Source organism: Streptomyces sp. NBC_00554 (assembly GCF_041431135.1).
Lineage (GTDB): Bacteria > Actinomycetota > Actinomycetes > Streptomycetales > Streptomycetaceae > Streptomyces.
In genome coordinates, this window is record NZ_CP107799.1 from 4,368,648 (window position 1) to 4,390,126 (window position 21,479).

The following is a 21,479-nucleotide window of genomic DNA, read 5'->3' on the forward strand; positions in this document are numbered from 1 at the left end:
GCCAAGCTGATCGACCGGAGCAGCCTAGAGCCTGGCCGAGGGTATGGCGCCAGAGGAGGACGGACCACCTTCAGGGAAGATGGCCCATCGAAATCCCAACTACGGCTGAAGCGCGGCCAGTTGCTGCGCGAAGGGAACGACCTCGAACCCACTCCTGCTCGAGTCGAGGGCCACAGACCGAACGCCCCCGCCCTGGGCGGGCAGTTCCGGAACGGACGCGGACGCGGACTCGTGCTCGCGCGCAGCCTCCCCCCGCCCCGCACCCAAAGCCCCCTTCATCAGCCCCGCCAACTCCCCCGCGGCCCTGTCGATCCGCGAGGCAAGCCCCTCCGCACCCCAGTCCTCCGACGCCGCGTACACAGCGGTCGGCACGACCACGGCCCGCAGATAGGAGAAGAGCGGACGGAGCGCGTGCTCCAGCACGAGCGAGTGCCGCGCCGAACCCCCGGTAGCGGCGATCAGCGCCGGCTTCCCGGCGAGAGCGTCCTGGTCGCTGACGCTCAGCACGTCGAAGAAGGACTTGAAAAGCCCGCTGTAGGAGGCGGAGAAGACCGGCGTGACGACGACGAGCCCGTCCGCCGCCCGCACCGCGTCGATGGCGGATGCCAGCGCCGGCCCAGGGAACCCACTCGTGAAGTTGTGGGCGATCTCGACGGCCAGGTCGCGCAGTTCGACGACCTGGACGTCGGCGGAGGTCTCCCCGACCGTGGCGGCGGCCAGCCGGTCGGCGAGCAGCCGGGTGGACGACGGGACACTCAGCCCCGCCGAGACGACGACGAGCTTCATGCGACGTTCACTCCTTCCGAACTCTCCGTGGCAGCGGCCAGCAGAGACTGGTGGGTCGGCGCGTCCGGCACCCCGGCCGGGCGGCCCTTCGCGAACTCCTCGCGCAGCACGGGCACGACCTCCTCGCCCAGCATGTCGAGCTGCTCAAGCACGGACTTCAGGGGCAGCCCCGCGTGGTCCACCAGGAACAACTGCCGCTGGTAGTCACCGGCGTACTCCCGGAAGGCCAGCGTCTTCTCGATCACCTGCTGCGGCGAACCGACGGTCAGCGGCGTCTGGTCGGTGAAGTCCTCGAGGGACGGCCCGTGCCCGTACACCGGCGCGTTGTCGAAGTACGGCCGGAACTCCCGTACCGCGTCCTGCGAGTTGTGCCGCATGAACACCTGGCCGCCGAGCCCGACGATGGCCTGCTCGGCCGTCCCGTGCCCGTAGTGCGCGTACCGCTCCCGGTACAGCTCGACCATCTTCTTCGTGTGGTCGGCCGGCCAGAAGATGTTGTTGTGGAAGAAGCCGTCGCCGTAGTACGCGGCCTGCTCGGCGATCTCCGGCGAGCGGATGGAACCGTGCCAGACGAACGGCGGTACGCCGTCCAGCGGCCGCGGGGTCGCGGTGAAGGACTGCAGCGGCGTACGGAACTTGCCCTCCCAGGTCACCACGTCCTCGCGCCAGAGCCTGTGCAGCAGCGCGTAGTTCTCGATGGCGAGGTTGATGCCCTGGCGGATGTCCTGCCCGAACCAGGGGTAGACCGGTCCGGTGTTGCCGCGCCCCATCATCAGGTCGACCCGGCCGTCCGCGAGGTGCTGAAGCATCGCGAAGTCCTCGGCGATCTTCACCGGGTCGTTGGTGGTGATGAGGGTGGTGGAGGTGGAGAGGATCAGCTTCTCGGTCTTGGCCGCGATCCAGCCGAGCATGGTGGTCGGGGACGACGGCACGAAGGGCGGGTTGTGGTGCTCGCCGGTCGCGAAGACGTCAAGGCCGACCTCCTCGGCCTTCTGCGCGATGGCGACCATGGCCTTGATGCGCTCGTGCTCGGTCGGCGTCCGTCCCGTCGTCGGGTCCGGTGTCACATCGCCGACGCTGAAGATCCCGAACTGCATGGTCGCTCACCCTCCGCAGGTTGTTTACGATTCAACTATACCTGCTAACGGCACCCACCACCGCCCTATTCCCACCCTCCCCCCTTCTCCCCGCACCCGCCCGATTGTCAGTGCCCGATTGTCAGTACCCGGCCCTACGATCCGAACATGGCCGCCCCACGCCGCGACACCAGAGGCATCGTCGACGCCACGGAGCTCTTCTCCCGGGTCCACTTCCGGCGCCGCGAACCCGCACCACCCCTGCGCCCATACCTGGAGCACTACTGGCTGATCGACTGGGACCTGCCCCAGCCGTACGCCTCGCACGTCGTCCCGCACCCGTCCGTGAACATCGTCTTCCAGAAGTACGCAGGTCAGGACCCCTTCTCCGAAGTCGCCGGGATCGGCCTCGACCTGTTCACACAGAAACTGGAGGGGCGCGGACGGGTGTGCGGAATCCAGTTCAGGCCGGGCGGATTCCGCCCCTTCGCGCCGGAACGGCCGGTGACGTCGCTCACGGGACAGCGGATCCGCCTCCCGGAGGTGCTCCCCGGCTCCACGGGCGCCATCGAGGCGGTACTCACCCCGGACGACGAGGAAGCAAGGGTGGCCGCACTGGACGCGTTCCTCCTGAGCCTCAACCCCCGGCCGGACCCCCAGGCCGACCTCGCGATGACCCTGGTCGACCAGATCCGCGGCGACCGCACGATCCGCCAGGTCGGCGACTTCGCCCACGCCCAGGGCATGACCGTACGCAGCCTGCAACGCCTCTTCGCCGCGTACGTCGGGGTCGGCCCGAAGTGGATCATCCTGCGCTACCGCATCCACGAAGCGCTGGAACAGGCGGAGACCTCCCACCCGGTCGACTGGGCAGGCCTGGCCGCCGACCTCGGCTACGCCGACCAGGCCCACCTGGTCAGGGACTTCACGTCGACGGTGGGGGTGCCACCGACGGCGTATGCGCGGGGGGTGCGCTGAGGGTAGTTTTTCGCCCCCTCCGCCCCTACCCGTCCCGTTCCTGGGGGCTGCCGCCCCCAGACCCCCGCATCGCGCTGACGCGCTCGTCCTCAAACGCCGGACAGGCTGAAGATTCCTTCCCCGGCCCGGGGTCGAAGAGCGCAGCCCCCACGGGTGGGTGGGGGATCGGGATGGCAGCGCCTCGTCCTCAAACGCCGGACAGGCTGAAGATTCCTTCCCCGGCCCGGGGTCGAAGAGCGCAGCCCCCACGGGTGGGTGGGTGGGTGGGGGATGGGGATGGCAGCGCCTCGTCCTCGGACGCCGGACGGGCTGAAAGATCTCCCCCGGCCGGAAGTGCGGGGCTCCTACGGCACGAGAACCAAGCGCCCCCGCACCCCACCCTCCCCCAACCGCGCATGCGCCTTCGCCGCGTCCTCCAGCGGAAACGTCTCCGCGACCCGAGTCGTCAGCACCCCCTCATCCACGAGCGCCACCAGCTCCGCGAGCCGAGCCCCATCGGGGGCCACCTCGACGGCATCGGTCCGCACCCCCCGCACGGACGCCGGCTGAGCATGCGGAATGACGCCCACGAACACGCCCCCGTCCCGCACCCACTCCAACGCCCGCTCCCCCAGAACCGCCGCGTCCAGCACCGCGTCCACGCTCCCGGGCGCAACCTCGCCCGACACGAAACGGCCCGCCCCCAACGACCGTACGAACTCCTCATCGCCCTCCCGGGCCAGCGCGGTCACGGCCAGCCCCCGCTGGACGGCGAGCTGAACGGCGTAAGCACCCACCGCCCCCGCGGCACCCGTGACGAGCAGGCTCTGCCCCGCCTCCAGCGCCAGCAGATCGAGCGCCTGCGCGGCAGTGAGGGCGTTCAAGGGCACGGTCGCCGCGTGCACCGCGTCGACGGAGGCAGGCGCGACAGCCACGGCGTCCGCGTCGACGACGACGTAATCGGCATGCGTACCAAGGGACTTGGCGACCCCGTACGAAATCCCGACCACCTGCTCGCCAACCGTCCACCCCACCGCGACACCCGCCGCGTCGACGGTCCCGGCGACATCCCAGCCGAGCCCGAGCCGCTTGCCCGCACCCCCGAAAACGCCCGCGCGCACCCCCGCGTCCGCCGGGTTGAGCGCGGCGGCCGCGACCTTGATCCGTATCTGGCCGGCACCCGGCTCCGGCACGGCCGTCTCGACGATCTCCACGGCCTCCGGACCACCGAACGCCGTAACAACTGCTGCACGCATGACAACTCTCCCTACCGGCAGGCCATTTACCCCGGTGGATTCCGATATCCACCCGGCACCAACAACCCTAGGAAGAGTTACTCTCTTCCAGTAAGTAGGCACCTCAAGGTGCGTACGTCACCCGGAGGTGAGCCCATGGCGACCACGACCGCGGCCCAGCGGCGCGAACAGGCACGCGTCGAGTACGACGCGTTCATCAGGAGCTGCCCCACCAACCAGCTCCTCGACCGCATCAGCGACAAGTGGGTCAGCCTCGTAGTCTGCGCGCTCACCACCGGCTCGATGCGCTACAGCGACCTCACCCGCAAAATCGCGGGCGTCAGCCCCAAAATGCTCACCCAGACACTCCGCTCACTGGAACGCGACGGAATCGTGACCCGCACGGTCACCCCATCCGTCCCAGTCCGAGTCGACTACGAACTAACCCCCCTGGGCACCAGCCTCAGCCACCTCCTGGCCGCAGTGAAGGACTGGGCAGAACTACACATAGAGCAGGTCAACAAGGCCAGAGACCACTACGACACAACACCGTCCTGACCCCCCGCAGCCGTACCCCCGGCCCCCCGGCCCCCGGTCCCACGGCCCCGCACCGGCAACACGACGGAAGGGGTCGTGCCGGTACATCACATGCCCGTCGCATACGTGGTCACAGCCAACCCAGCCATCCAAGAAACAGAAGTGTCCATCAAGCGACGGGCGGATGTACCGGCACGACCCCGACCCCCCACCGACCCGCAGGCGCCCCCCACTAGAAGGCATACGAGTCCCCCGTATCCAGCACCAGCACCCGCTGCCGGTCATTGCCGGAATTACGATCCACCGCACCCCCACCCCAAACCGTGTCGAACGACACCGTCACCTCGGCCGGCGCCCCCCTCAGCCGCACCCCAAGCCTGATCTCCTCCCCCACCCCATCCGCCGCCAACGCCCCCGTCCGGCACACCACAGCCCGCGCCTCCGCCCGCGCACACCCGTCCGGCAGACTCTGCCGATCCGCCAGGGCAACCGACCAGCGCAGCCGAACCGTCGCGTCCGGAACGGCACCCGGCCCGTGGTTCCGAGGAGTCAGCCGTACGTCGACACGGCCCTCCGCCATGGACACGTCCCCGTGGTAGGCGAGATCCGCCTCCGGAGCGAGAGCCGCGGCGCCGACAGCAGGCCAGACCGCCCCCACCACCAGCCCCGCCCCGACACTCGTCGCACACAGCACCCGCACCAGCGTTCGCGTTCGCATCCCCATGAGGTCATTCCCTTCACTCGGCCGGTCACCGTCACGGGATGTATCCCACCTCCGCCCGCAGCCAGGCGCCGTCCATCAGGTGACAGCGAACAGCGACGCAAACCCTCCTGACCGCGCATGCAAAAGTGACCGCATGCTGATCGCCCGCTCCGCCGCCCTCTTCGTCCTCGCCGCACTCTTCGAGATCGGCGGCGCCTGGCTGGTCTGGCAGGGCGTACGCGAGCACCGCGGCTGGCTGTGGATCGGCGCGGGCGTGATGGCCCTCGGCGTGTACGGCTTCGTGGCCACGCTCCAGCCGGACGCCGAGTTCGGACGCATCCTCGCCGCGTACGGCGGCATCTTCGTAGCGGGGTCCATCGCGTGGGGGATGGTGGCAGACGGCTACCGGCCGGACCGCTGGGATGTCACGGGCGCGCTGATCTGCCTCGCGGGCATGGCAGTGATCATGTACGCGCCGCGGGGCAACTGAGGGGGCGCCCCTTCACGAATCCAGGTGTTCAGGGGCACCCGCGATCCTCAGGACGAAGACGTCAGCTCGGGCAACAACCCCAACTGCCCCAGGAAATCCATCTGGTCGAAGTAGAGCCGATAGCTGACGATCCGCCCGTCCTCGACGGTCGCGATGTCGCAGCCACGAATCCTGACACCCTTCCCCGTCGCGGGCAGCGACTCCCCGGAGGGCAACGGCAGCGGACCCGTGTTCGTCCCGTTGTAGTACCCCTCGTCGATGGCGGTGTCGCCGACCTCGGTCGCGTACACCGACTCGTACCTGGCACCCGTGACGGAGTCCGTCATCTGACGCCAGTATTCGACGATGTTGTCGCGCCCGTGGATCTCTCCGGCGTCGGGCGTGAAGGCGACCGCGTCCACCGCGTACAGCTCGGCGACGGCCTTGAGGTCCGGGGTCGAGGTGAGCGCCTCGGTGAGCCGGTCCATGACCTCACGTGCCTGTCCCATGATCCACCTCCTGAGCAGGGGATCACCCACTCCAGTTTCCCACGCAGGACAGTTCCGGGACCATCCGAGATCCAGGCCACCAACCGCCCGGACACCCACCCCGCCTATCCTGACGGGGGCGGTCCGATCCACCCCACCCACCGCACCGCACCACGCACCGCACCACGCACCGCCCAGCCCCGCCCTGAGGAGCAGCCGTATGAGCCCCGCCGCCGCGTCCCGTATCGCCGTCGTCACCGGTGCCAGCAGCGGCATCGGCGCCGCGACGACCCGGCAGCTGGCGGCCGCGGGCTACCGCGTCGTCCTGACCGCCCGCCGCAAGGACCGCATCGAGGCGCTCGCGGAGGAGCTGAACGCGACGGGCCACCAGGCGACGGCGTACACCCTCGACGTCACGGACCGCGCGGCGGTCGACGAGTTCGCCGGCGCCTTCAAGACGATCGGCGTCCTGGTCAACAACGCCGGCGGCGCGCTCGGCGCCGACCCCGTCGCGACGGGCGACCCGGCCGACTGGCGCCAGATGTACGAGACGAACGTCATCGGCACCCTGAACGTCACCCAGGCCCTGCTCCCCGCCCTGACGGCAAGCGGCGACGGAACGGTGGTCGTCCTCTCCTCGACCGCCGGATTCAGCACGTACGAGGGCGGCGGCGGCTACGTCGCCGCCAAGCACGCCGAACACGTCCTCGCCGAGACCCTCCGCCTGGAGATCGTCGGCACCCCGGTCCGGGTCATCGAGGTCGCACCCGGCATGGTCAAGACGGACGAGTTCGCACTGACCCGCTTCGGCGGCGACGAGGAAAAGGCCGCCAAGGTCTACGCGGGCGTCGCCCAGCCCCTCACCGCCGAGGACGTAGCCGACACCATCACCTGGGCAATCACCCGCCCCAGCCACGTCAACATCGACCTCCTCGTAGTCCGCCCCCGCGCCCAGGCCTCGAACGCCAAGGTCCACCGGGAGTTGTGATGCCGGACGACCCCACCGGGGACCAGGAGCCGACACAGGCCCAGACCCAGGCCCAGGAACAACGCCGCCTGACCCAGGAAACAAAGGACGAACGCTACGTCTGGTGGTACCTCGCGTACTTCCTCTTCGGCATCCACATCGTGGCGTTCGTAATGATCTACGCGGTGATGCACGCGAAGTGATCAAAACGGGTGTTCGCCCGAGGCGGGGTCGACATACGCTCCCGCGAGTGAACAGAGACATACCTTTCGCGCAGTTGCACAACTTCCGTGACCTGGGCGGATACCAGGCCGAGGACGGCAGCACGGTCCGCCGGGGCCGCCTGTTCCGGTCGGACTCGCTGAGCAAGCTGGAAGGCGCGGACTGGGACCGTTTCCTGTCCCTCGGCATCCGCACGGTGGTCGACCTCCGATACCCCTGGGAGATCGAGGCGAAGGGCCGGGTCCCGGCACACCCGTCCCTCGCCTACCACAACCAGAGCATCGAGCACCGCCCGTACGACCAGTCGGCGCTGGCACCGGACGTGGCCCCCGGCCCATACCTGGCGGCCCGCTACGCGGAGGTCGCGAAGGACGGCACGAAGGAGATCCGCGAAACGCTGGAGCTGATAGCGACAGCGGGCGAAGGCCCCGTCGTCTTCCACTGCGCCTCGGGCAAGGACCGTACGGGCCTGGTGGCGGCCTTGGTCCTGGCCCTGCTGGGCGTCCCGGAACGGACGATCGTCGAGGACTTCACACTGACGGGGCTGGCGACGGCCCGTCTGGTGGCGGACTGGCGGGCGGCCAACCCCGACCGGGAACTGACGTGGCCCGGCTACGGCCAGGCCCCCGCAGAGGTCATGGCCCTGTTCCTGGCGGACCTGAACTCCCGCTACGGCTCGATCCAGTCCTACGTCACACAGATCCTGGGCCTGGACACCACCTTCATCTCGGCCCTCCGCGCCAACCTCCTCGAACCCGCCGCCCCCCTCACCTTCCGCAGGGCGACCGAGGCGGACATCCCCACTCTGGTCCGCCTCCGCGACGACGCGGCCAACTGGCAGCTCTCCCAGGGAATCGACCAGTGGAAGCCGGGCCAACTCACCGAACCTCACTTCCGCACCCGTCTGGCAGAGGGCGAAGTCTGGCTGGCCATCCCGAACGCACCGAACGCACCGGACGAGCCGAACAAGCAACAGGTAGCGGGCGCCTGGGAGTTGTGGTGGGACGACCCGGCGGCCTGGGGCCCCCAGCCCCCCACCGCCGCCTACATCCACCGCCTGATGACCGACCGCCGGGTAGCCCCACCCGACACCGGCCGCCACCTGCTGGCAGAGGCGGAGCGCCGCATCACAGCCACCGGCCGCACCTTCTCCCGTCTGGACTGCCTCGCCGGCAACCCGCGCCTGCGCGAGTACTACCAGGCGGCGGGCTACACGGTCGTTAGCGAACAGGCCGCGAAGGACAGCGGCTTGGGCGACCCGTACGCGGTGACGCTCCTGGAGAAGCGACTCCACTAACTCACAAGGGTGAACCGGATAGATCACCCATACGGCACCAGAACTCGCGATCTAGGCTCGCACCACAACATCAAAAACGACGGCCCCCGACCGGGACTGCCATCCCGACCCGGGGGCCTGACCACACAGGAAGGCCTAGCTTCCTCATGGCTGAACGCGAGCCTAACGCTCACCAATTCATGCCGGACGACGCTCTCGGCGTTGACCCAGCAAGGTTCATGGACCTGAAGGTCCCTGAGTACGCCTACATGTTCGGCTTCTTGCAGGCCGACGGGCATCTCCAGCAAGGAGTCGGGCAGAAGGGCAAGTTGACCGTTGAGATCAACATCCGAGACATCGGGATCCTGCGCACGTTCCAGCAGATGACCCCGTACAACAGCAGCATCACTGAACGCACCCGGTCCACGAACTTCGCCAAGACCCACCATTCGGCCACCTGGACCGTGTGCTCGCTCGAAGCAAGGACCATGCTCAACGACCGCGGCTTGCCCTACGGCCGCAAGTCCAAAACAGTCGCCCTGCCACGAGGCCAGTTCTCGCAGTGCGACTACCTCCGAGGGGTCATCGACGCCGACGGCTCGGTGGGATGCACTGGCCAGGGCCACCCATTCGTCTCCCTGACCACGCAAAGCACAGCCATCGCCGCCTACATGTGCTTCTACGCTGGGAAGATCACGGGAACCGAACGCAGCCTCCGGCGTAATCAACGCGACGGCATCTTCAACATCACGTACCACACCGAGTCGGCGCAGGCTTTGAGCGCGCATCTTTATTACCCCGGCTGCCTATCCCTGGCGCGTAAGCAGACCGCCGCTGACTCGCTCGCCACCTGGGTACGCCCAGCCAACATGCGAGTCGCGCCCGAACGCCGTCGCTGGACGGCAGCGGAGGACCGAGTCCTGCTAAGGCTGGACAACGACGCGGCAGCGGCAATGGAACTGGGCCGAACCGAGAAGAGCTGCTACCTCCGTCTCTGGCGGCTGCGCACCGGCCAAGTAGCCATGCCTGCTGTCGATCACTGACCAAGTGCGATGGGGCCCCGAGCCGAATCGGCTCGGGGCCCCATCGCGCGTTCACGTCAGCCCTTCACACAGACAAACTGCTTCAGCTTCGCCACGACCTCAACCAGATCGCGCTGCTGCTCCATCACCTGCTCAATGTTCTTGTAAGCACCCGGAATCTCATCCACGATGCCCGAGTCCTTACGGCACTCCACGCCCCGCGTCTGCTCTTCCAGATCCTTGGTCGTGAAGCGACGCTTCGCCGCACTGCGGCTCATACGCCGACCGGCGCCGTGCGACGCCGAGTTGAAGGCCTTCTCGTTGCCGAGACCCTTCACTATGTACGAGCTGGTGCCCATAGAGCCGGGGATGATCCCGAACTCCCCCGCCCGGGCGCTAATGGCTCCCTTGCGAGTAACAAGCAGGTCCATGCCGTCATAACGCTCGCGATTGACGTAGTTGTGATGGCAGCTGACCTCCGGCTCGAAAGTGACTCGAGCCTTCTTGAACTCCTTTCGGACCACGTCCTTAAGGAGCGCCATCATGATGGTCCGGTTGTACTTCGCGTACTCCTGCGCCCAGTAGAGGTCGTGCTGGTACGCCGCCATCTGCGGTGTGTCTGCCACGAAAACGGCGAGGTCACGGTCGACCAGCCCCTGGTTGTGCGGGAGTTTCTGGGCAACGCCGATGTGGTACTCGGCCAGCTCTTTGCCCACGTTCCGGGACCCGGAGTGAAGCATGAGCCAAACGGAACCGACCGAATCGGTGCACAATTCGATCATGTGGTTGCCGCTTCCGAGCGTCCCCATCTGTTTCGTGGCGCGTTCCTGACGGAATTTGACCGCTTCGGCCACCCCATCAAACCGCCCCCAAAAGTCATCCCACCCCCCAGTGGCAAGCCCATGAAACCGCCCCGGCTCCACCGCAGACTCATGCATCCCCCGCCCCACCGGAATAGCCCGCTCAACCTCCGACCGAAGCCGCGAAAGATCCCCCGGCAGATCATTGGCGGTGAGCGACGTCTTGACGGCAGACATCCCGCACCCGATGTCCACCCCCACCGCCGCAGGACACACCGCATCCCGCATGGCGATGACGGACCCGACCGTCGCACCCTTCCCGTAGTGGACGTCGGGCATCACAGCGAGCCCCTTGATCCACGGCAGGGTCGCGACGTTCTGGAGCTGACGGAGCGCCACGTCCTCGACCGACGCCGGGTCGGTCCACATGCGGATGGGGACCTTGGCGCCCGGTACCTCTACGTACGACATATCGTTCCCTTTCCCCCGGAAACAAGCAGAAGTCTCAAAACGCAAAACCAGCGCCAAGGTCTACGTATGGGACAACGGACCGGCGTTCACGGCAGTGCGTGCGATAGACATTGTCTCCAGGGGCCGCCCCCACGCGGCAACCGAATAACCACAGGAGAGGAGCCTGACCGTGCAGCGGAAGGCGTATGTACCCGGCGTCGCCGTGCTCCTCGCGGCGCTGCTGGCCGGCTGCACGGGCAGTTCGAGCGACGACGGCGCGACGGACGACTCGAAGCCGGGCGGCTCCAGTTCGACGGCACCGGCGGCCCAGCCCGGCAGGTACCGCACGCTCCCCGAGGCCTGCGCCGCCGTCGACCACGGCACCCTCGACTCGCTGCTGCCCGGCATCAAGCAGATCGCGGACGAGGAGCAGCGCGAGACGGCGTACGAGGGCACGGCCACGCTCACGTACGACACCGACCGGCGCGTCGGCTGCCGTTGGAAGGTGGAGTCGACGAACGCCACCGATCACCTCTTCGTCGATTTCGAGCGCGTGGTGTCGTACGACTCGGTGAGTGACGACAGCAAGGCCTCGGGCCTTTACGCGGGCAAGGAGACGGAGGCGGACCTCCCCGAGCCCTCCGCCTCCGCGAGCTCGGAGAGTGAGGGGAGCGAGGAGAGTCCGGACGCCAGCAGTTCCGCGTCCCCGTCGGACTCCGCCTCCGGCAGCGCGAGCGCGAGCGCGACCCCCTCGTCGACGTCCTCCGCCTCGCCCTCCGCGAGTGCGACCCCCACCTCCCTCCAGCCCCGCACCCTCGACGGTCTCGGCGACGAGGCGTACCTGAACGACACCCTCAGCTCCGCCGGCTCGACGGCTCAGCAGCGCACGGTGACTGTGGTGTTCCGCACGTCGAATGTGATCGTGACGATCGAGTACGACGAGCAGCCGGCGGTCACGGGCGAGGTGCCGGACAGCAAGGAAATGCAGGACAGGGCGCGGAATCTGGCGGCGAAGCTGGCTGACACGCTCGACGGTTAGGGGGTGTGGAGGGGGGTTCGGGCCGTGGGCGCAAAGCCCGCGAAGCGGGACCGTCCACCTTGCTCACCGCGTACCGTGGCCCCTCGGACCCGACCGGTCGCACGTTCCATGTGCGGCCGGACCACGAGCGCCACGAGTGAAGGAACCATGCACCGACCAGTACAGCGAGTAGGCCGAGTACCGCGACTCACCCGCATCCTTGTCAGCGCAGCCGCCGTCCCGGTGATGCTTGTCGCCGCAGGCTGTTCCTCGGATTCCGGCTCTGATTCCGGTTCCGGTGACGCGAACAACAGCTCCGGTTCGAGCCCGGACGCGCAGGCTTCCGCGAGCGCTTCGGCGAACGCGGTGCAGGCGGCCGCGTACGCGACGTTGCCCGAGTCCTGTTCGGTGTTGTCGGACAAGACGCTGGGCTCACTGGTTCCGAAGGCGGCCAAGTCCGGCAAGAAGGGCACATCGGACGATGCGTCCGAGCGTGGCAACTGCTACTGGACGAGCCTCGACAGCAACGGCGTGGACGGCTCGCAGTACCGCTGGCTGAACGTGGCCCTGCTGCGTTTCGACTCGGACACGCGTGGTTCGGGCGACGAGCAGGCGCACACGTACTTCGAGAAGCAGGTCACGGCCGCGAAGGCGGTGACGGGCGCGAAGAACACGAAGTCGGCGCCGGTGTCCGGTACGGGCGACGAGGCGACGGCCGTGAGTTACGACCTGAAGAAGAAGGAAGGCGCCTTCAAGCAGCAGACGATCGTGGCGCGCGTGGAGAACGTCGTCGTCACGCTCGACTACAACGGTGCCGGTCTGGCGGGCGAGAAGACCCCGTCCGCCGCCACTCTGCTGAAGTCGGCGGAGAAGGCCGCGAAGGAGGCGGTGGCGGCTGTGACCGCCGCGAACAAGGAGGGCGGCGCCACGGCGAGCGCGTCACCGTCCAAGTCGGCCACGAAGTCGGCGTCCCCGTCGAAGTCGGCCTCGAAGAGCGCGTCACCTTCCAAGTCGGCGACGAAGAGCTGACCCGTCGCGAGATGGTCCTGCTGCTCAACTCGTAGCCCCACCAGGCCATTTGCAGGAGCCCGGCCCCTACAGGGACCGGGCTCGTGCCGTACCGGGCATCCGAGCGACGCACACATGTGCCACCCTGTTGCGCGCAACGACAAGTAAGGGGAGGGGAGTACGGGTGTCCGCGCCCATTCAGCTCACACGCACTCACCGGATTCTCATCGGCGTGGTTGTCGCCGGTGCGGTCGTCATCGCGGGCATCGGCTTCGCCGGTTCGTACGCGGCCGTCCGCGAGCTCGCGATCCAGAAGGGCTTCGGGAACTTCAGTTACGTCTTCCCGATCGGCATCGACGCGGGCATCTGCGTCCTGCTCGCCCTTGACCTTCTCCTGACGTGGATCAGGATCCCCTTCCCGCTGCTGCGCCAGACGGCGTGGCTGCTGACCGTCGCGACGATCGCGTTCAACGGCGCGGCGGCCTGGCCGGACCCGCTGGGTGTCGGCATGCACGCCGTGATCCCGATCCTCTTCGTGGTCTCGGTCGAGGCGGCCCGGCACGCGATCGGCCGCATAGCGGACATCACGGCCGACAAGCACATGGAGGGTGTCCGCCTCACGCGCTGGCTGCTCTCTCCGATCCCGACGTTCCTCCTGTGGCGCCGTATGAAGCTGTGGGAGCTGCGCTCCTACGAGCAGGTCATCAAGCTGGAGCAGGACCGCCTCGTCTACCAGGCGCGGCTCAATTCGCGCTTCGGCCGCGCCTGGCGCCGCAAGGCCCCGATCGAGTCCCTGATGCCGCTGCGGCTCGCGAAGTACGGCGTCCCGCTGGCGCAGACGGCCCCGGCGGGCCTGGCAGCGGCGGGCATCGAGCCGGCGCTCCTGCCCCCGGCGCCGACTCCGGTCGAGGCGGCGCCCGCGGCCGTGGAACAGCCCGCGCTGGAGTCTCCCGCAGCCCCGGTGCAGCAGCAGCCGGAGGACCTCACCGAGCCGCAGAGTCAGTGGCTTCAGGCGCGGGATCCCCAGACCGTCGCGTATCAGGGCGGCTACGACCCGACGTACGACCCGGATGCCGCGTACATGCAGTGGTACGCGGAGCAGCAGCAGGCCGAGCAGTTCGAGCAGTTCGAGGAACAGCAGCAGTTCCGGGTTCGGCGGCAGTTCGAGGAACAGCAGCAGTTCGAGCAGCAGCAGATGTTCCCGCAGCAGTACGAGGAGCCGCCGGCCCCCGCCCCGGAGCCCTCTCCGGAGGACACCGGTACCTTCCCGATCCCGTCGGGCCCGGGCCGGACGCGTGAAATGGGTGCGGGCGGCGGCTCGGAGCCGACCGAGGACGACTACTACATGGTCTTCAAGAAGTCGATAGACGGCAGCTATCCGACCTCGGGCCAGTTCAGGGGTGACGTGGAGGCGACGTACGGCAACACGCTCCCGCAGCGCGAGGCCGACCGGATGGTCAACCGCTTCACCAACCGCCACACGGCGGAACTCCAGGAAGACCACATCGCGTAAGAAGGTCAGTGCGTACGTCGATGGGGGCGCCCGGTGATCACCGGGCGCCCCCATCCTCGTACAGCCGAAGGCCCAAAGGCCCAAAGGTCCTAAGGCCCTGCGGCCCTACGCCCCGAGCAGCTTGCGCACCCGGTCCTGGCCCACTGCGAGCAGCAGCGTGGGCAGGCGCGGGCCCGTGTCACGCCCGACCAGCAGGTGGTACAGCAGGGCGAAGAAGGTGCGCTGGGCGACCTTGATCTCGGCGGGCAGTTCCTTGGCGGTGGCGTCGGAGGGGAAGCCGGCCTGGACCTTGGGGACGCCGTAGACGAGGTGGGTCAGGCCGTCCAGGGACCAGTTGGCGTCGAGTCCGTCGAGCAGCAGGCGCAGGGACTCGCGGCCCTGGTCGTCGAGGGACTTCAGGAGCTCGGTGTCGGGCTCCTCACGGACGACGGTCCGCTCCTCCGCCGGGACCTGCGTGTTGATCCAGGTCTCGGCCTTGTCGAGCCGCGGCCGGACCTCGTCGAGCGAGCCGAGCGGGTTGTCGGGGTCGAGCTCGCTCAGGATCCGCAGGGTCTGGTCCTCGGCGCCGGCGGTGATGTCGGCGACGGAGGCGAGGGTGCGGTACGCCATCGGGCGGGGCGTCCTGGGAAGCTCACCGGCCGCCGTACCCACGGCTCGCGCGTAAGCGGCGGCGTCCGCCGGGAGCACGGACCCGTCGGTCACCTTGCCCTCGAGCTTGTCCCACTCGTCGTACAGCCGCTGGATCTCCTGGTCGAAGGCGATCTTGAAGGACTGGTTGGGGCGGCGGCGGGCGTAGAGCCAGCGCAGCAGCTGCGGTTCCATGATCTGGAGGGCGTCGGCCGGGGTGGGGACCCCGCCCTTGCTGCTGGACATCTTGGCCATGCCGCTGATGCCGACGAACGCGTACATGGGCCCGATCGGCTGCTTGCCGCCGAAGATGCCGACGATCTGCCCGCCGACCTGGAAGCTGGAGCCCGGGGACGAGTGATCGACACCGCTCGGCTCGAAGACGACCCCTTCGTACGCCCAGCGCATGGGCCAGTCGACCTTCCAGACCAGCTTGCCGCGGTTGAACTCGTTCAGCCGGACGGTCTCGGAGAAACCGCAGGCCGAGCAGGTGTACGTCAGCTCGGTGCTGTCGTCGTCGTAGGCGGTGACGGTCGTCAGGTCCTTCTCGCAACTCCCGCAGTAGGGCTTGTACGGGAAGTACCCGGCGTCCGTGCTGCCGTCGTCCTCGGCAGCGGCGCCGGACCCCTCGGCGGCCTCAAGCTCGGCCTCGTCGAGGGGCTTCTGCCCCTGCTTCTTCGCCGGGCTCTTCTTGGTCCGGTACTGCTCGAGGATCGCGTCGATGTCCCCGCGGTGCCTCATCGCGAACAGCACCTGGTCCCGATACACACCGGAGGTGTACTGCTCGGTCTGGCTGATCCCGTCGTACTCCACGCCCAGCTCGGCGAGCGAGGTGGTCATCGCGGCCTTGAAGTGCTCGGCCCAGTTCGGGTACGAGGAGCCGGCGGGCGCGGGGACCGAGGTGAGCGGCTTGCCGATGTGCTCGGCCCAGGAGTCGTCGATGCCGGGGACGCCGGCCGGGACCTTGCGGTAGCGGTCGTAGTCGTCCCAGGAGATCAGGTGGCGTACGACGTGGCCGCGCCGCCGGATCTCGTCGGCGACGAGGTGCGGCGTCATGACCTCGCGGAGGTTCCCGAGGTGGATCGGGCCGGAGGGCGAGAGCCCGGACGCGACGACGACCGGTTTGCCCGGGGCCCGACGCTCCGACTCCTCGATGACCTCATCCGCGTAACGGGAGACCCAGTCGGTGGTCTCGGTGCTCTGAGCCACGATCGGCACGTCCTCTTTTTCTGGAGTTCCTTCGGGAGCAGCCGGTACGGTCACACGGCTGACGGCCTCATTCTCCCAGCTCGGCCCTGAACCGCGAAAACGGCTTTTCACGGCGTGGGATACTCGGTTTCCGTAGTAAAGCAAGTTCCGGAACCCGAGCAGAACGGCAGCCACTCCATGGCCTCGGTCACGTCCCTCACCGCTTCCGTCCATCAGCGCCTCGCGGACGCTCTCTCGGCAGCTCTGCCGGAGGCCGGTTCCGCTGACCCGCTGCTGCGCCGAAGCGACCGGGCGGACTTCCAGGCCAACGGGATCCTGGCCCTCGCGAAGAAGGCGAAGGCGAACCCGCGGGAGCTGGCGACGCAGGTCGTGGCGCAGGTGGCGGCCGGTGACGTGATCAAGGACATCGAGGTCTCGGGACCCGGCTTCCTGAACATCACGATCACCGACAGGGCGATCATCGAGACCCTCGCCGCCCGGTACGACGACGACCGGCTCGGAGTGCCGCTGAAGGAGAAGCCGGGCGTCACGGTCATCGACTACGCCCAGCCGAACGTGGCGAAGGAGATGCACGTCGGCCATCTGCGCTCGGCCGTCATCGGCGACGCGCTGCGCGGCATGCTCGACTTCACCGGCGAGCAGACGATCGGCCGGCACCACATCGGCGACTGGGGCACCCAGTTCGGCATGCTCATCCAGTACCTGATCGAGAACCCGGGCGAGCTGGCCCCCGCCGAGGAGGTCGACGGCGAGCAGGCCATGTCGAACCTGAACCGGGTCTACAAGGCCTCGCGCGCCGTCTTCGACGCCGACGAGGACTTCAAGGAGCGGGCCCGCAAGCGGGTCGTCGCCCTCCAGTCCGGCGACAAGGAGACCCTCGACCTGTGGCAGCAGTTCGTGGACGAGTCGAAGGTCTACTTCAACTCGGTCTTCGAGAAGCTCGACATGGAGATCAGGGACGAGGAGATCGTCGGCGAGTCCGCGTACAACGACTTGATGCCCGAGACGGCGCGCCTCCTGGAGGAGTCCGGCGTCGCCGTGCGCTCCGAGGGCGCGCTCGTGGTCTTCTTCGACGAGATCCGGGGCAAGGACGACCAGCCGGTGCCGCTGATCGTGCAGAAGGCGGACGGCGGCTTCGGCTACGCGGCGTCCGACCTCTCCGCGATCCGCAACCGTGTCACCGACCTGGACGCGACGACGCTGATCTACGTCGTGGACGTCCGCCAGTCCCTGCACTTCAAGATGGTCTTCGAGACGGCACGCCGGGCGGGCTGGCTGACCGACGAGGTCACCGCGCACAACATGGGCTACGGCACGGTGCTCGGCGCGGACGGCAAGCCGTTCAAGACCCGTGAGGGCGAGACGGTGAAGCTCGAGGACCTCCTCGACGAGGCCGTCGAGCGGGCCACGGCGGTCGTACGCGAGAAGGCCGCGAAGGTGGGCCTGACCGAGGAGGAGATCGTCGAGAACGGCCGGTACGTCGGGATCGGCGCCGTGAAGTACGCGGACCTGTCGACGTCGGCGAACCGGGACTACAAGTTCGACCTGGACCAGATGGTCTCGCTCAACGGCGACACGAGCGTGTACCTGCAGTACGCGTACGCCCGGAACAGGTCGATCCTGCGCAAGGCGGAGGGCGCGTCCCCGCTCGCACACCCGGAGCTCGAACTCGCCCCGGCCGAGCGGGCGTTGGGCCTGCACCTGGACGGGTTCGGCGATCTGCTCACGGAGGCGACGGCAGAGTACGCACCGCACAAGGTGACCGCGTACCTGTACCAGCTGGCGTCGCTGTACACGACGTTCTTCGACCAGTGCCCGGTGATCAAGCCGCGCCCGGCACAGGAGATCGCCGAAAACCGCCTGTTCCTCTGCGACCTGACGGCCCGCACCCTCCACCAGGGCATGGCCCTGCTGGGCATCAGGACACCTGAGCGACTCTGACCAGACCCTTCATCGACGCCGACCCTTGCAGGCCGGCTCGTGTGGCCCCCGGCTGTGAAGCCGGGGGCAGCAGGGGCGATTGGCAGATACGTCCCACCCTCCCGAGCACCCACCAGCACCTGCGAACGCACCCCCGCACCACCATGGCCACCGCGCCCGGTCACGATGCGGCAACAAGCAATCCCCCACCCCCGCGAACCGAACGCGCCCCAAGTCCGGCGCGTCACAGGAACGGTACGGACGTCACCGTCACCGCCAGCTACCCAGCTGCCTGCCGCCGGGGGGACCCATGGACACGACCCGAACCACGCCACGCACACCCCACCTGCTCATCACCCTGACCCTGCTCACCACCGCGGCCGCAGCGCTCACCGGCTGCGGCGACAAATGGCCCGGTAGCTCTCCCCCGGAGTCGGGCCCCCGCGCCCGCCAGGTCGCAGAGGCCTGGGACGGCTCTCAGGCCGCCGAGGTGTGGCGCAAGGGCTACTACCCGATGGGCGAGTCGGTCCAGTTGCCAGACGGTGCCTTCCGCAACGAGGGCGACAAGCTCGCGTACATGACCCAGAACTTCGTCCTGCGCGGCAAGCTCCCCGACACCTCGCCCAAGGACGGCAAGGTGGAGTGGAAGAGCGGAGGCTCGCTCACGCTGCCGCTGACGGGGGCGCGGGCGGCGTACGAGACGGTGGCCCGCGGCGGCGGCGACGGACCGCACCTGACCGTGACCGGGGCGAAGCTCGGCGAGATGTCGTTGGCGACCAGCCGTGGCCCGGCGACCGTACCGGCCTGGATGTTCACGCTGGACGGCTACGACACCCCGCTCAAGCAGGTCGCCCTCAGCCCCTCGAAGCTCCCCAAGGTGCCGATCAAGCCGGCCAGGGAGACACCCACCAACCACCTGATGCCGCTCGACCGGCTGGCCGAAGTGGCCGACGACGGCCGGTCGGTCACCGTCGTCGCCAACCACGGATCCTGCGACGACGGCCCTGCCGTGGCCGTGCTGGAGACGGACGGCAGCGTGGTGCTGTCCGCGTCGGTCGTCGGGACGAAGGACGGCCCCTGCACCAGCGATCTGCGCGCCAGGAAGGTGACGGTGGAACTGGACCGCCCGCTGGCCGACCGGATCCTCCTGGACGCGTTCACCGGCCGCCCCGTGCCGTACGGCCACTCCGAAGGGCCTTCACCGAGCTGGAGTTAGAGCAACCAGGACCACCCGGGCCCGTTGTCAGTGGCTCCCCCTAAAGTCAGGGCCATGGCGACACTCCCCAACCCGCTGCCGAAGCTGGCGGCCGACCCGAGCGGGCGCACGCTCGGGCTTGAACTCCCGCCCGGGAAACTGATCGACGCTGGGGGCACCTCCCACGCCCTTAAGGCAGTGGGGGAGGGCGAGGCCGCGTGCCACGAGCCGCTGCTCTGGCACGCCGACGCACCGGCGACCCCCGGAGCCTGGTCGGCGCTGGAGCCCGCCCGGCGGACCTCCGGCCTGCTCCCCCTCCTCGTGGACGTCGGCGGCGCCCAAGGCGGGCCGGAGGACTGGGAGTTGAGGCCGGACGAGGTGTCGTACCCCGGGGATCACGACGCCGAGGAGGTGCTGGCGGAGTTCTGGGAGGAGTACGCGGCGGACGAGCTCGGCGCCGACGAGGACTACCCCGGCAAGGAGGCCGTCGTCGCAGTCTTCGGCGAGCCCAACACCTACGACGAGACGATCGCCCCGTACGGCCCGGAGTGGCCGGGCCTCGCCGCCGCCACCACACCCACCACCGACCCCGACACCCGCGCCGCCGACATCGCCGACTCCCTCTCGGCCGACGGCTCTTGGCTCAAGGACCCGCGCCTCGCCCTGGTCCCCGCCCGCCGCAGCGCGGACATCCCGGCGGCGATCGGCTGGTCCGGTCCCGTGAACTACGAGGGTGATGTCGCGCGCCTGTGCGCCGTACTCCGCTCCTGGGAGGACCGCTTCGGCATACGCGTGGTCGCCCTCACCTTCGACCAGCTCGTCCTGTCGGTGGCCGCCCCGCCGACCACCACGGCGGAGGCGGAGGCGGTCGCGGCCGAGCACTTCGCGTTCTGCCCGGACAACATCACCCAGGGCAACCACGAGGCCCTGCGGGCGTACGCGGCGCACGAGATCCTCGACCAGCAGGTGTGGTCCTTCTGGTGGGACTGACACCGGCCGGCCAGGCGCACCCCACCCGCTAAGCCTTCCGCCCCGTCGCCACGTACACATTGATGTCCGCGTCCGTGACGTCGTTGATGTCGCGGTAGCGGACCTTCTCGATGTCGTCGAGGGTGGCCAGGTAGGCGGGATCGGCCCGTTCGGGGAGCGGGCCGCGCCGTCGGGACGCCAGTGGTGGGCGGGGACGACGCCCGGGTCGTCCAGTTCCAGGCCGCTCTCGGTGAAGAAGCGCTCGACCTCCGCCCTGGAGCGCAGCACGAAGGTGAATCCGCGCTCGGTGTACGTCCGTTGGACCGCGCGGACGTTCTCGGGGTTGAGGTCCTCGGTGAGGTGGCTGAGGACGAGCCGGCTTCCGGACGGCAGCGCGTCGACGAGCTCGCGCACGATCGGGTAGGCCTCCGCGTCCTCGACGAAGTGCAGGATCGCCACGAGTTCGAGTGCGATCGGCCGGTCGAAGTCGAGGGTCTTTGCGGCCTCTTCGAGGATCTGCGCGGGCTGCTTCAGGTCGGCGTCGATGTAGTCCGTGAGGCCCTCGGGCCCGCTGGTGAGCAGGGCACGCGCGTGAGCGAGAACCACCGGGTCGTTGTCGACGTACACGACCCGCGAGTCCGGGATGATCCGCTGGGCGATCTGGTGGACGTTCTCCTGCGTCGGCAGCCCGGTGCCGATGTCCAGGAACTGGCGGATGCCCTCTTCCCGGGCCAGCGTGGTCACGGCGCGCCGCAGGAAGTCGCGGTTGTGCCGGACGTCGAGGTAGCCGCGCGGATTGGCGGCGAGCGCGGCAGCTGCGGCGGCCCGGTCGACCTCGTAGTTGTCCTTGCCGCCGAGGAAGACGTCGTAGACGCGCGCGGGGTGCGCCTTGCTGGTGTCGATCCTCCTTCTCAACTCGTCGGGGTCCTGGCCGAGAGCGTCACCGGGCATAAGGCCCTCCCTGGAGAGTCGCGTCATTCAACGGGCAACAACCTAACTCCCAGGGGGACTTGATAGGGCAGGAACCCGATC

The 21,479-nt window shown here is 68.6% G+C and carries 20 protein-coding genes and 1 pseudogene; 13 read left to right on the forward strand and 8 right to left on the reverse strand.

What is annotated here, in order from left to right; translation table 11 throughout:
• Positions 1-99: 99 nt before the first annotated feature.
• Positions 100-786: a CE1759 family FMN reductase gene (locus OG266_RS19005; RefSeq protein WP_371547182.1), complete on the reverse strand. Its 687-nt coding sequence runs from the start codon at positions 784-786 to the stop codon at positions 100-102.
• Positions 783-1,883, reverse strand: a complete 1,101-nt coding sequence (locus tag OG266_RS19010) for an LLM class flavin-dependent oxidoreductase (protein WP_266456802.1) — start codon at positions 1,881-1,883, stop codon at positions 783-785. The genes OG266_RS19005 and OG266_RS19010 overlap by 4 nt, the downstream gene beginning before the upstream one ends.
• Positions 1,884-2,030: 147 nt before the next feature.
• Between OG266_RS19010 and OG266_RS19015 the strand changes: the two genes are divergently transcribed.
• Positions 2,031-2,840, forward strand: coding sequence for a DUF6597 domain-containing transcriptional factor (locus OG266_RS19015; protein ID WP_371547186.1), 810 nt, complete (start codon positions 2,031-2,033; stop codon positions 2,838-2,840).
• A 344-nt stretch (positions 2,841-3,184) separates the two neighbouring features.
• Here OG266_RS19015 and OG266_RS19020 read toward each other — a convergent pair whose 3' ends face one another.
• A complete protein-coding gene (locus OG266_RS19020) occupies positions 3,185-4,075 on the reverse strand; it encodes a zinc-binding dehydrogenase (RefSeq protein ID WP_371547189.1) in 891 nt (296 codons plus the stop codon).
• A gap of 135 nt (positions 4,076-4,210) precedes the next feature.
• Here OG266_RS19020 and OG266_RS19025 point away from each other — a divergent pair, with 135 nt between their 5' ends.
• On the forward strand, positions 4,211-4,612 hold the full coding sequence (locus tag OG266_RS19025) for a helix-turn-helix domain-containing protein (protein ID WP_266456806.1): 402 nt from the start codon (positions 4,211-4,213) through the stop codon (positions 4,610-4,612).
• Between the two features lie 211 nt (positions 4,613-4,823).
• Here OG266_RS19025 and OG266_RS19030 read toward each other — a convergent pair whose 3' ends face one another.
• The gene (locus OG266_RS19030) at positions 4,824-5,309 is read right to left on the reverse strand and encodes a hypothetical protein (RefSeq protein ID WP_266456807.1); all 486 of its coding nucleotides are present in this window, start codon (positions 5,307-5,309) and stop codon (positions 4,824-4,826) included.
• Between the two features lie 139 nt (positions 5,310-5,448).
• Between OG266_RS19030 and OG266_RS19035 the strand changes: the two genes are divergently transcribed.
• Entirely contained in the window at positions 5,449-5,784 is a 336-nt protein-coding gene (locus OG266_RS19035; RefSeq protein ID WP_266456809.1) for a YnfA family protein, read from the forward strand.
• Between the two features lie 47 nt (positions 5,785-5,831).
• Here OG266_RS19035 and OG266_RS19040 read toward each other — a convergent pair whose 3' ends face one another.
• On the reverse strand, positions 5,832-6,272 hold the full coding sequence (locus OG266_RS19040) for an ester cyclase (protein ID WP_266456813.1): 441 nt from the start codon (positions 6,270-6,272) through the stop codon (positions 5,832-5,834).
• A gap of 199 nt (positions 6,273-6,471) precedes the next feature.
• On the opposite strand from OG266_RS19040, the gene OG266_RS19045 reads away from it, so the two are divergent.
• The 4 genes from OG266_RS19045 (at position 6,472) to OG266_RS19060 (ending at position 9,759) form a co-directional block, all read left to right on the forward strand.
• Positions 6,472-7,239: an SDR family NAD(P)-dependent oxidoreductase gene (locus OG266_RS19045; RefSeq protein ID WP_371547194.1), complete on the forward strand. Its 768-nt coding sequence runs from the start codon at positions 6,472-6,474 to the stop codon at positions 7,237-7,239.
• Complete coding sequence (locus OG266_RS19050; protein ID WP_266456817.1) at positions 7,239-7,421, forward strand: hypothetical protein; 183 nt, start codon at positions 7,239-7,241, stop codon at positions 7,419-7,421. Before OG266_RS19045 ends, OG266_RS19050 begins: the two co-directional genes overlap by 1 nt.
• Positions 7,422-7,468: 47 nt before the next feature.
• Entirely contained in the window at positions 7,469-8,737 is a 1,269-nt protein-coding gene (locus OG266_RS19055) for a tyrosine-protein phosphatase (protein WP_371547196.1), read from the forward strand.
• Between the two features lie 146 nt (positions 8,738-8,883).
• Positions 8,884-9,759 (forward strand): hypothetical protein, encoded by an 876-nt coding sequence (locus OG266_RS19060; protein ID WP_371547199.1) that lies wholly within the window; start codon positions 8,884-8,886, stop codon positions 9,757-9,759.
• Between the two features lie 56 nt (positions 9,760-9,815).
• Here the strand turns inward: OG266_RS19060 and OG266_RS19065 are convergent, their stop codons facing one another.
• Positions 9,816-11,009 (reverse strand): RtcB family protein, encoded by a 1,194-nt coding sequence (locus OG266_RS19065; RefSeq protein ID WP_371547202.1) that lies wholly within the window; start codon positions 11,007-11,009, stop codon positions 9,816-9,818.
• A 169-nt stretch (positions 11,010-11,178) separates the two neighbouring features.
• Between OG266_RS19065 and OG266_RS19070 the strand changes: the two genes are divergently transcribed.
• From OG266_RS19070 to OG266_RS19080, 3 genes are all read left to right on the forward strand, one after another.
• The gene (locus tag OG266_RS19070; protein WP_371547205.1) at positions 11,179-12,027 is read left to right on the forward strand and encodes a DUF3558 domain-containing protein; all 849 of its coding nucleotides are present in this window, start codon (positions 11,179-11,181) and stop codon (positions 12,025-12,027) included.
• Between the two features lie 147 nt (positions 12,028-12,174).
• The gene (locus tag OG266_RS19075) at positions 12,175-13,035 is read left to right on the forward strand and encodes a DUF3558 domain-containing protein (protein ID WP_266456826.1); all 861 of its coding nucleotides are present in this window, start codon (positions 12,175-12,177) and stop codon (positions 13,033-13,035) included.
• A gap of 163 nt (positions 13,036-13,198) precedes the next feature.
• Positions 13,199-14,527, forward strand: coding sequence for a DUF2637 domain-containing protein (locus OG266_RS19080; RefSeq protein WP_329546227.1), 1,329 nt, complete (start codon positions 13,199-13,201; stop codon positions 14,525-14,527).
• A gap of 105 nt (positions 14,528-14,632) precedes the next feature.
• On the opposite strand, the gene lysS is transcribed toward OG266_RS19080, so the two are convergent.
• The gene (gene lysS, locus OG266_RS19085; protein WP_371547208.1) at positions 14,633-16,372 is read right to left on the reverse strand and encodes a lysine--tRNA ligase; all 1,740 of its coding nucleotides are present in this window, start codon (positions 16,370-16,372) and stop codon (positions 14,633-14,635) included.
• Between the two features lie 168 nt (positions 16,373-16,540).
• Between lysS and argS the strand changes: the two genes are divergently transcribed.
• The 3 genes from argS to OG266_RS19100 all read left to right on the forward strand — a co-directional run bounded on the left by argS (position 16,541) and on the right by OG266_RS19100 (position 20,468).
• Positions 16,541-18,304: an arginine--tRNA ligase gene (gene argS, locus OG266_RS19090; RefSeq protein ID WP_371547211.1), complete on the forward strand. Its 1,764-nt coding sequence runs from the start codon at positions 16,541-16,543 to the stop codon at positions 18,302-18,304.
• A gap of 289 nt (positions 18,305-18,593) precedes the next feature.
• The gene (locus OG266_RS19095) at positions 18,594-19,499 is read left to right on the forward strand and encodes a hypothetical protein (RefSeq protein ID WP_371547214.1); all 906 of its coding nucleotides are present in this window, start codon (positions 18,594-18,596) and stop codon (positions 19,497-19,499) included.
• Between the two features lie 54 nt (positions 19,500-19,553).
• Positions 19,554-20,468 (forward strand): DUF4253 domain-containing protein, encoded by a 915-nt coding sequence (locus OG266_RS19100; protein WP_371547217.1) that lies wholly within the window; start codon positions 19,554-19,556, stop codon positions 20,466-20,468.
• A gap of 28 nt (positions 20,469-20,496) precedes the next feature.
• On the opposite strand, the pseudogene OG266_RS19105 reads toward OG266_RS19100, so the two are convergent.
• A pseudogene (locus OG266_RS19105) lies at positions 20,497-21,398 on the reverse strand (SAM-dependent methyltransferase).
• Between the last annotated feature and the right edge of the window lie 81 nt (positions 21,399-21,479).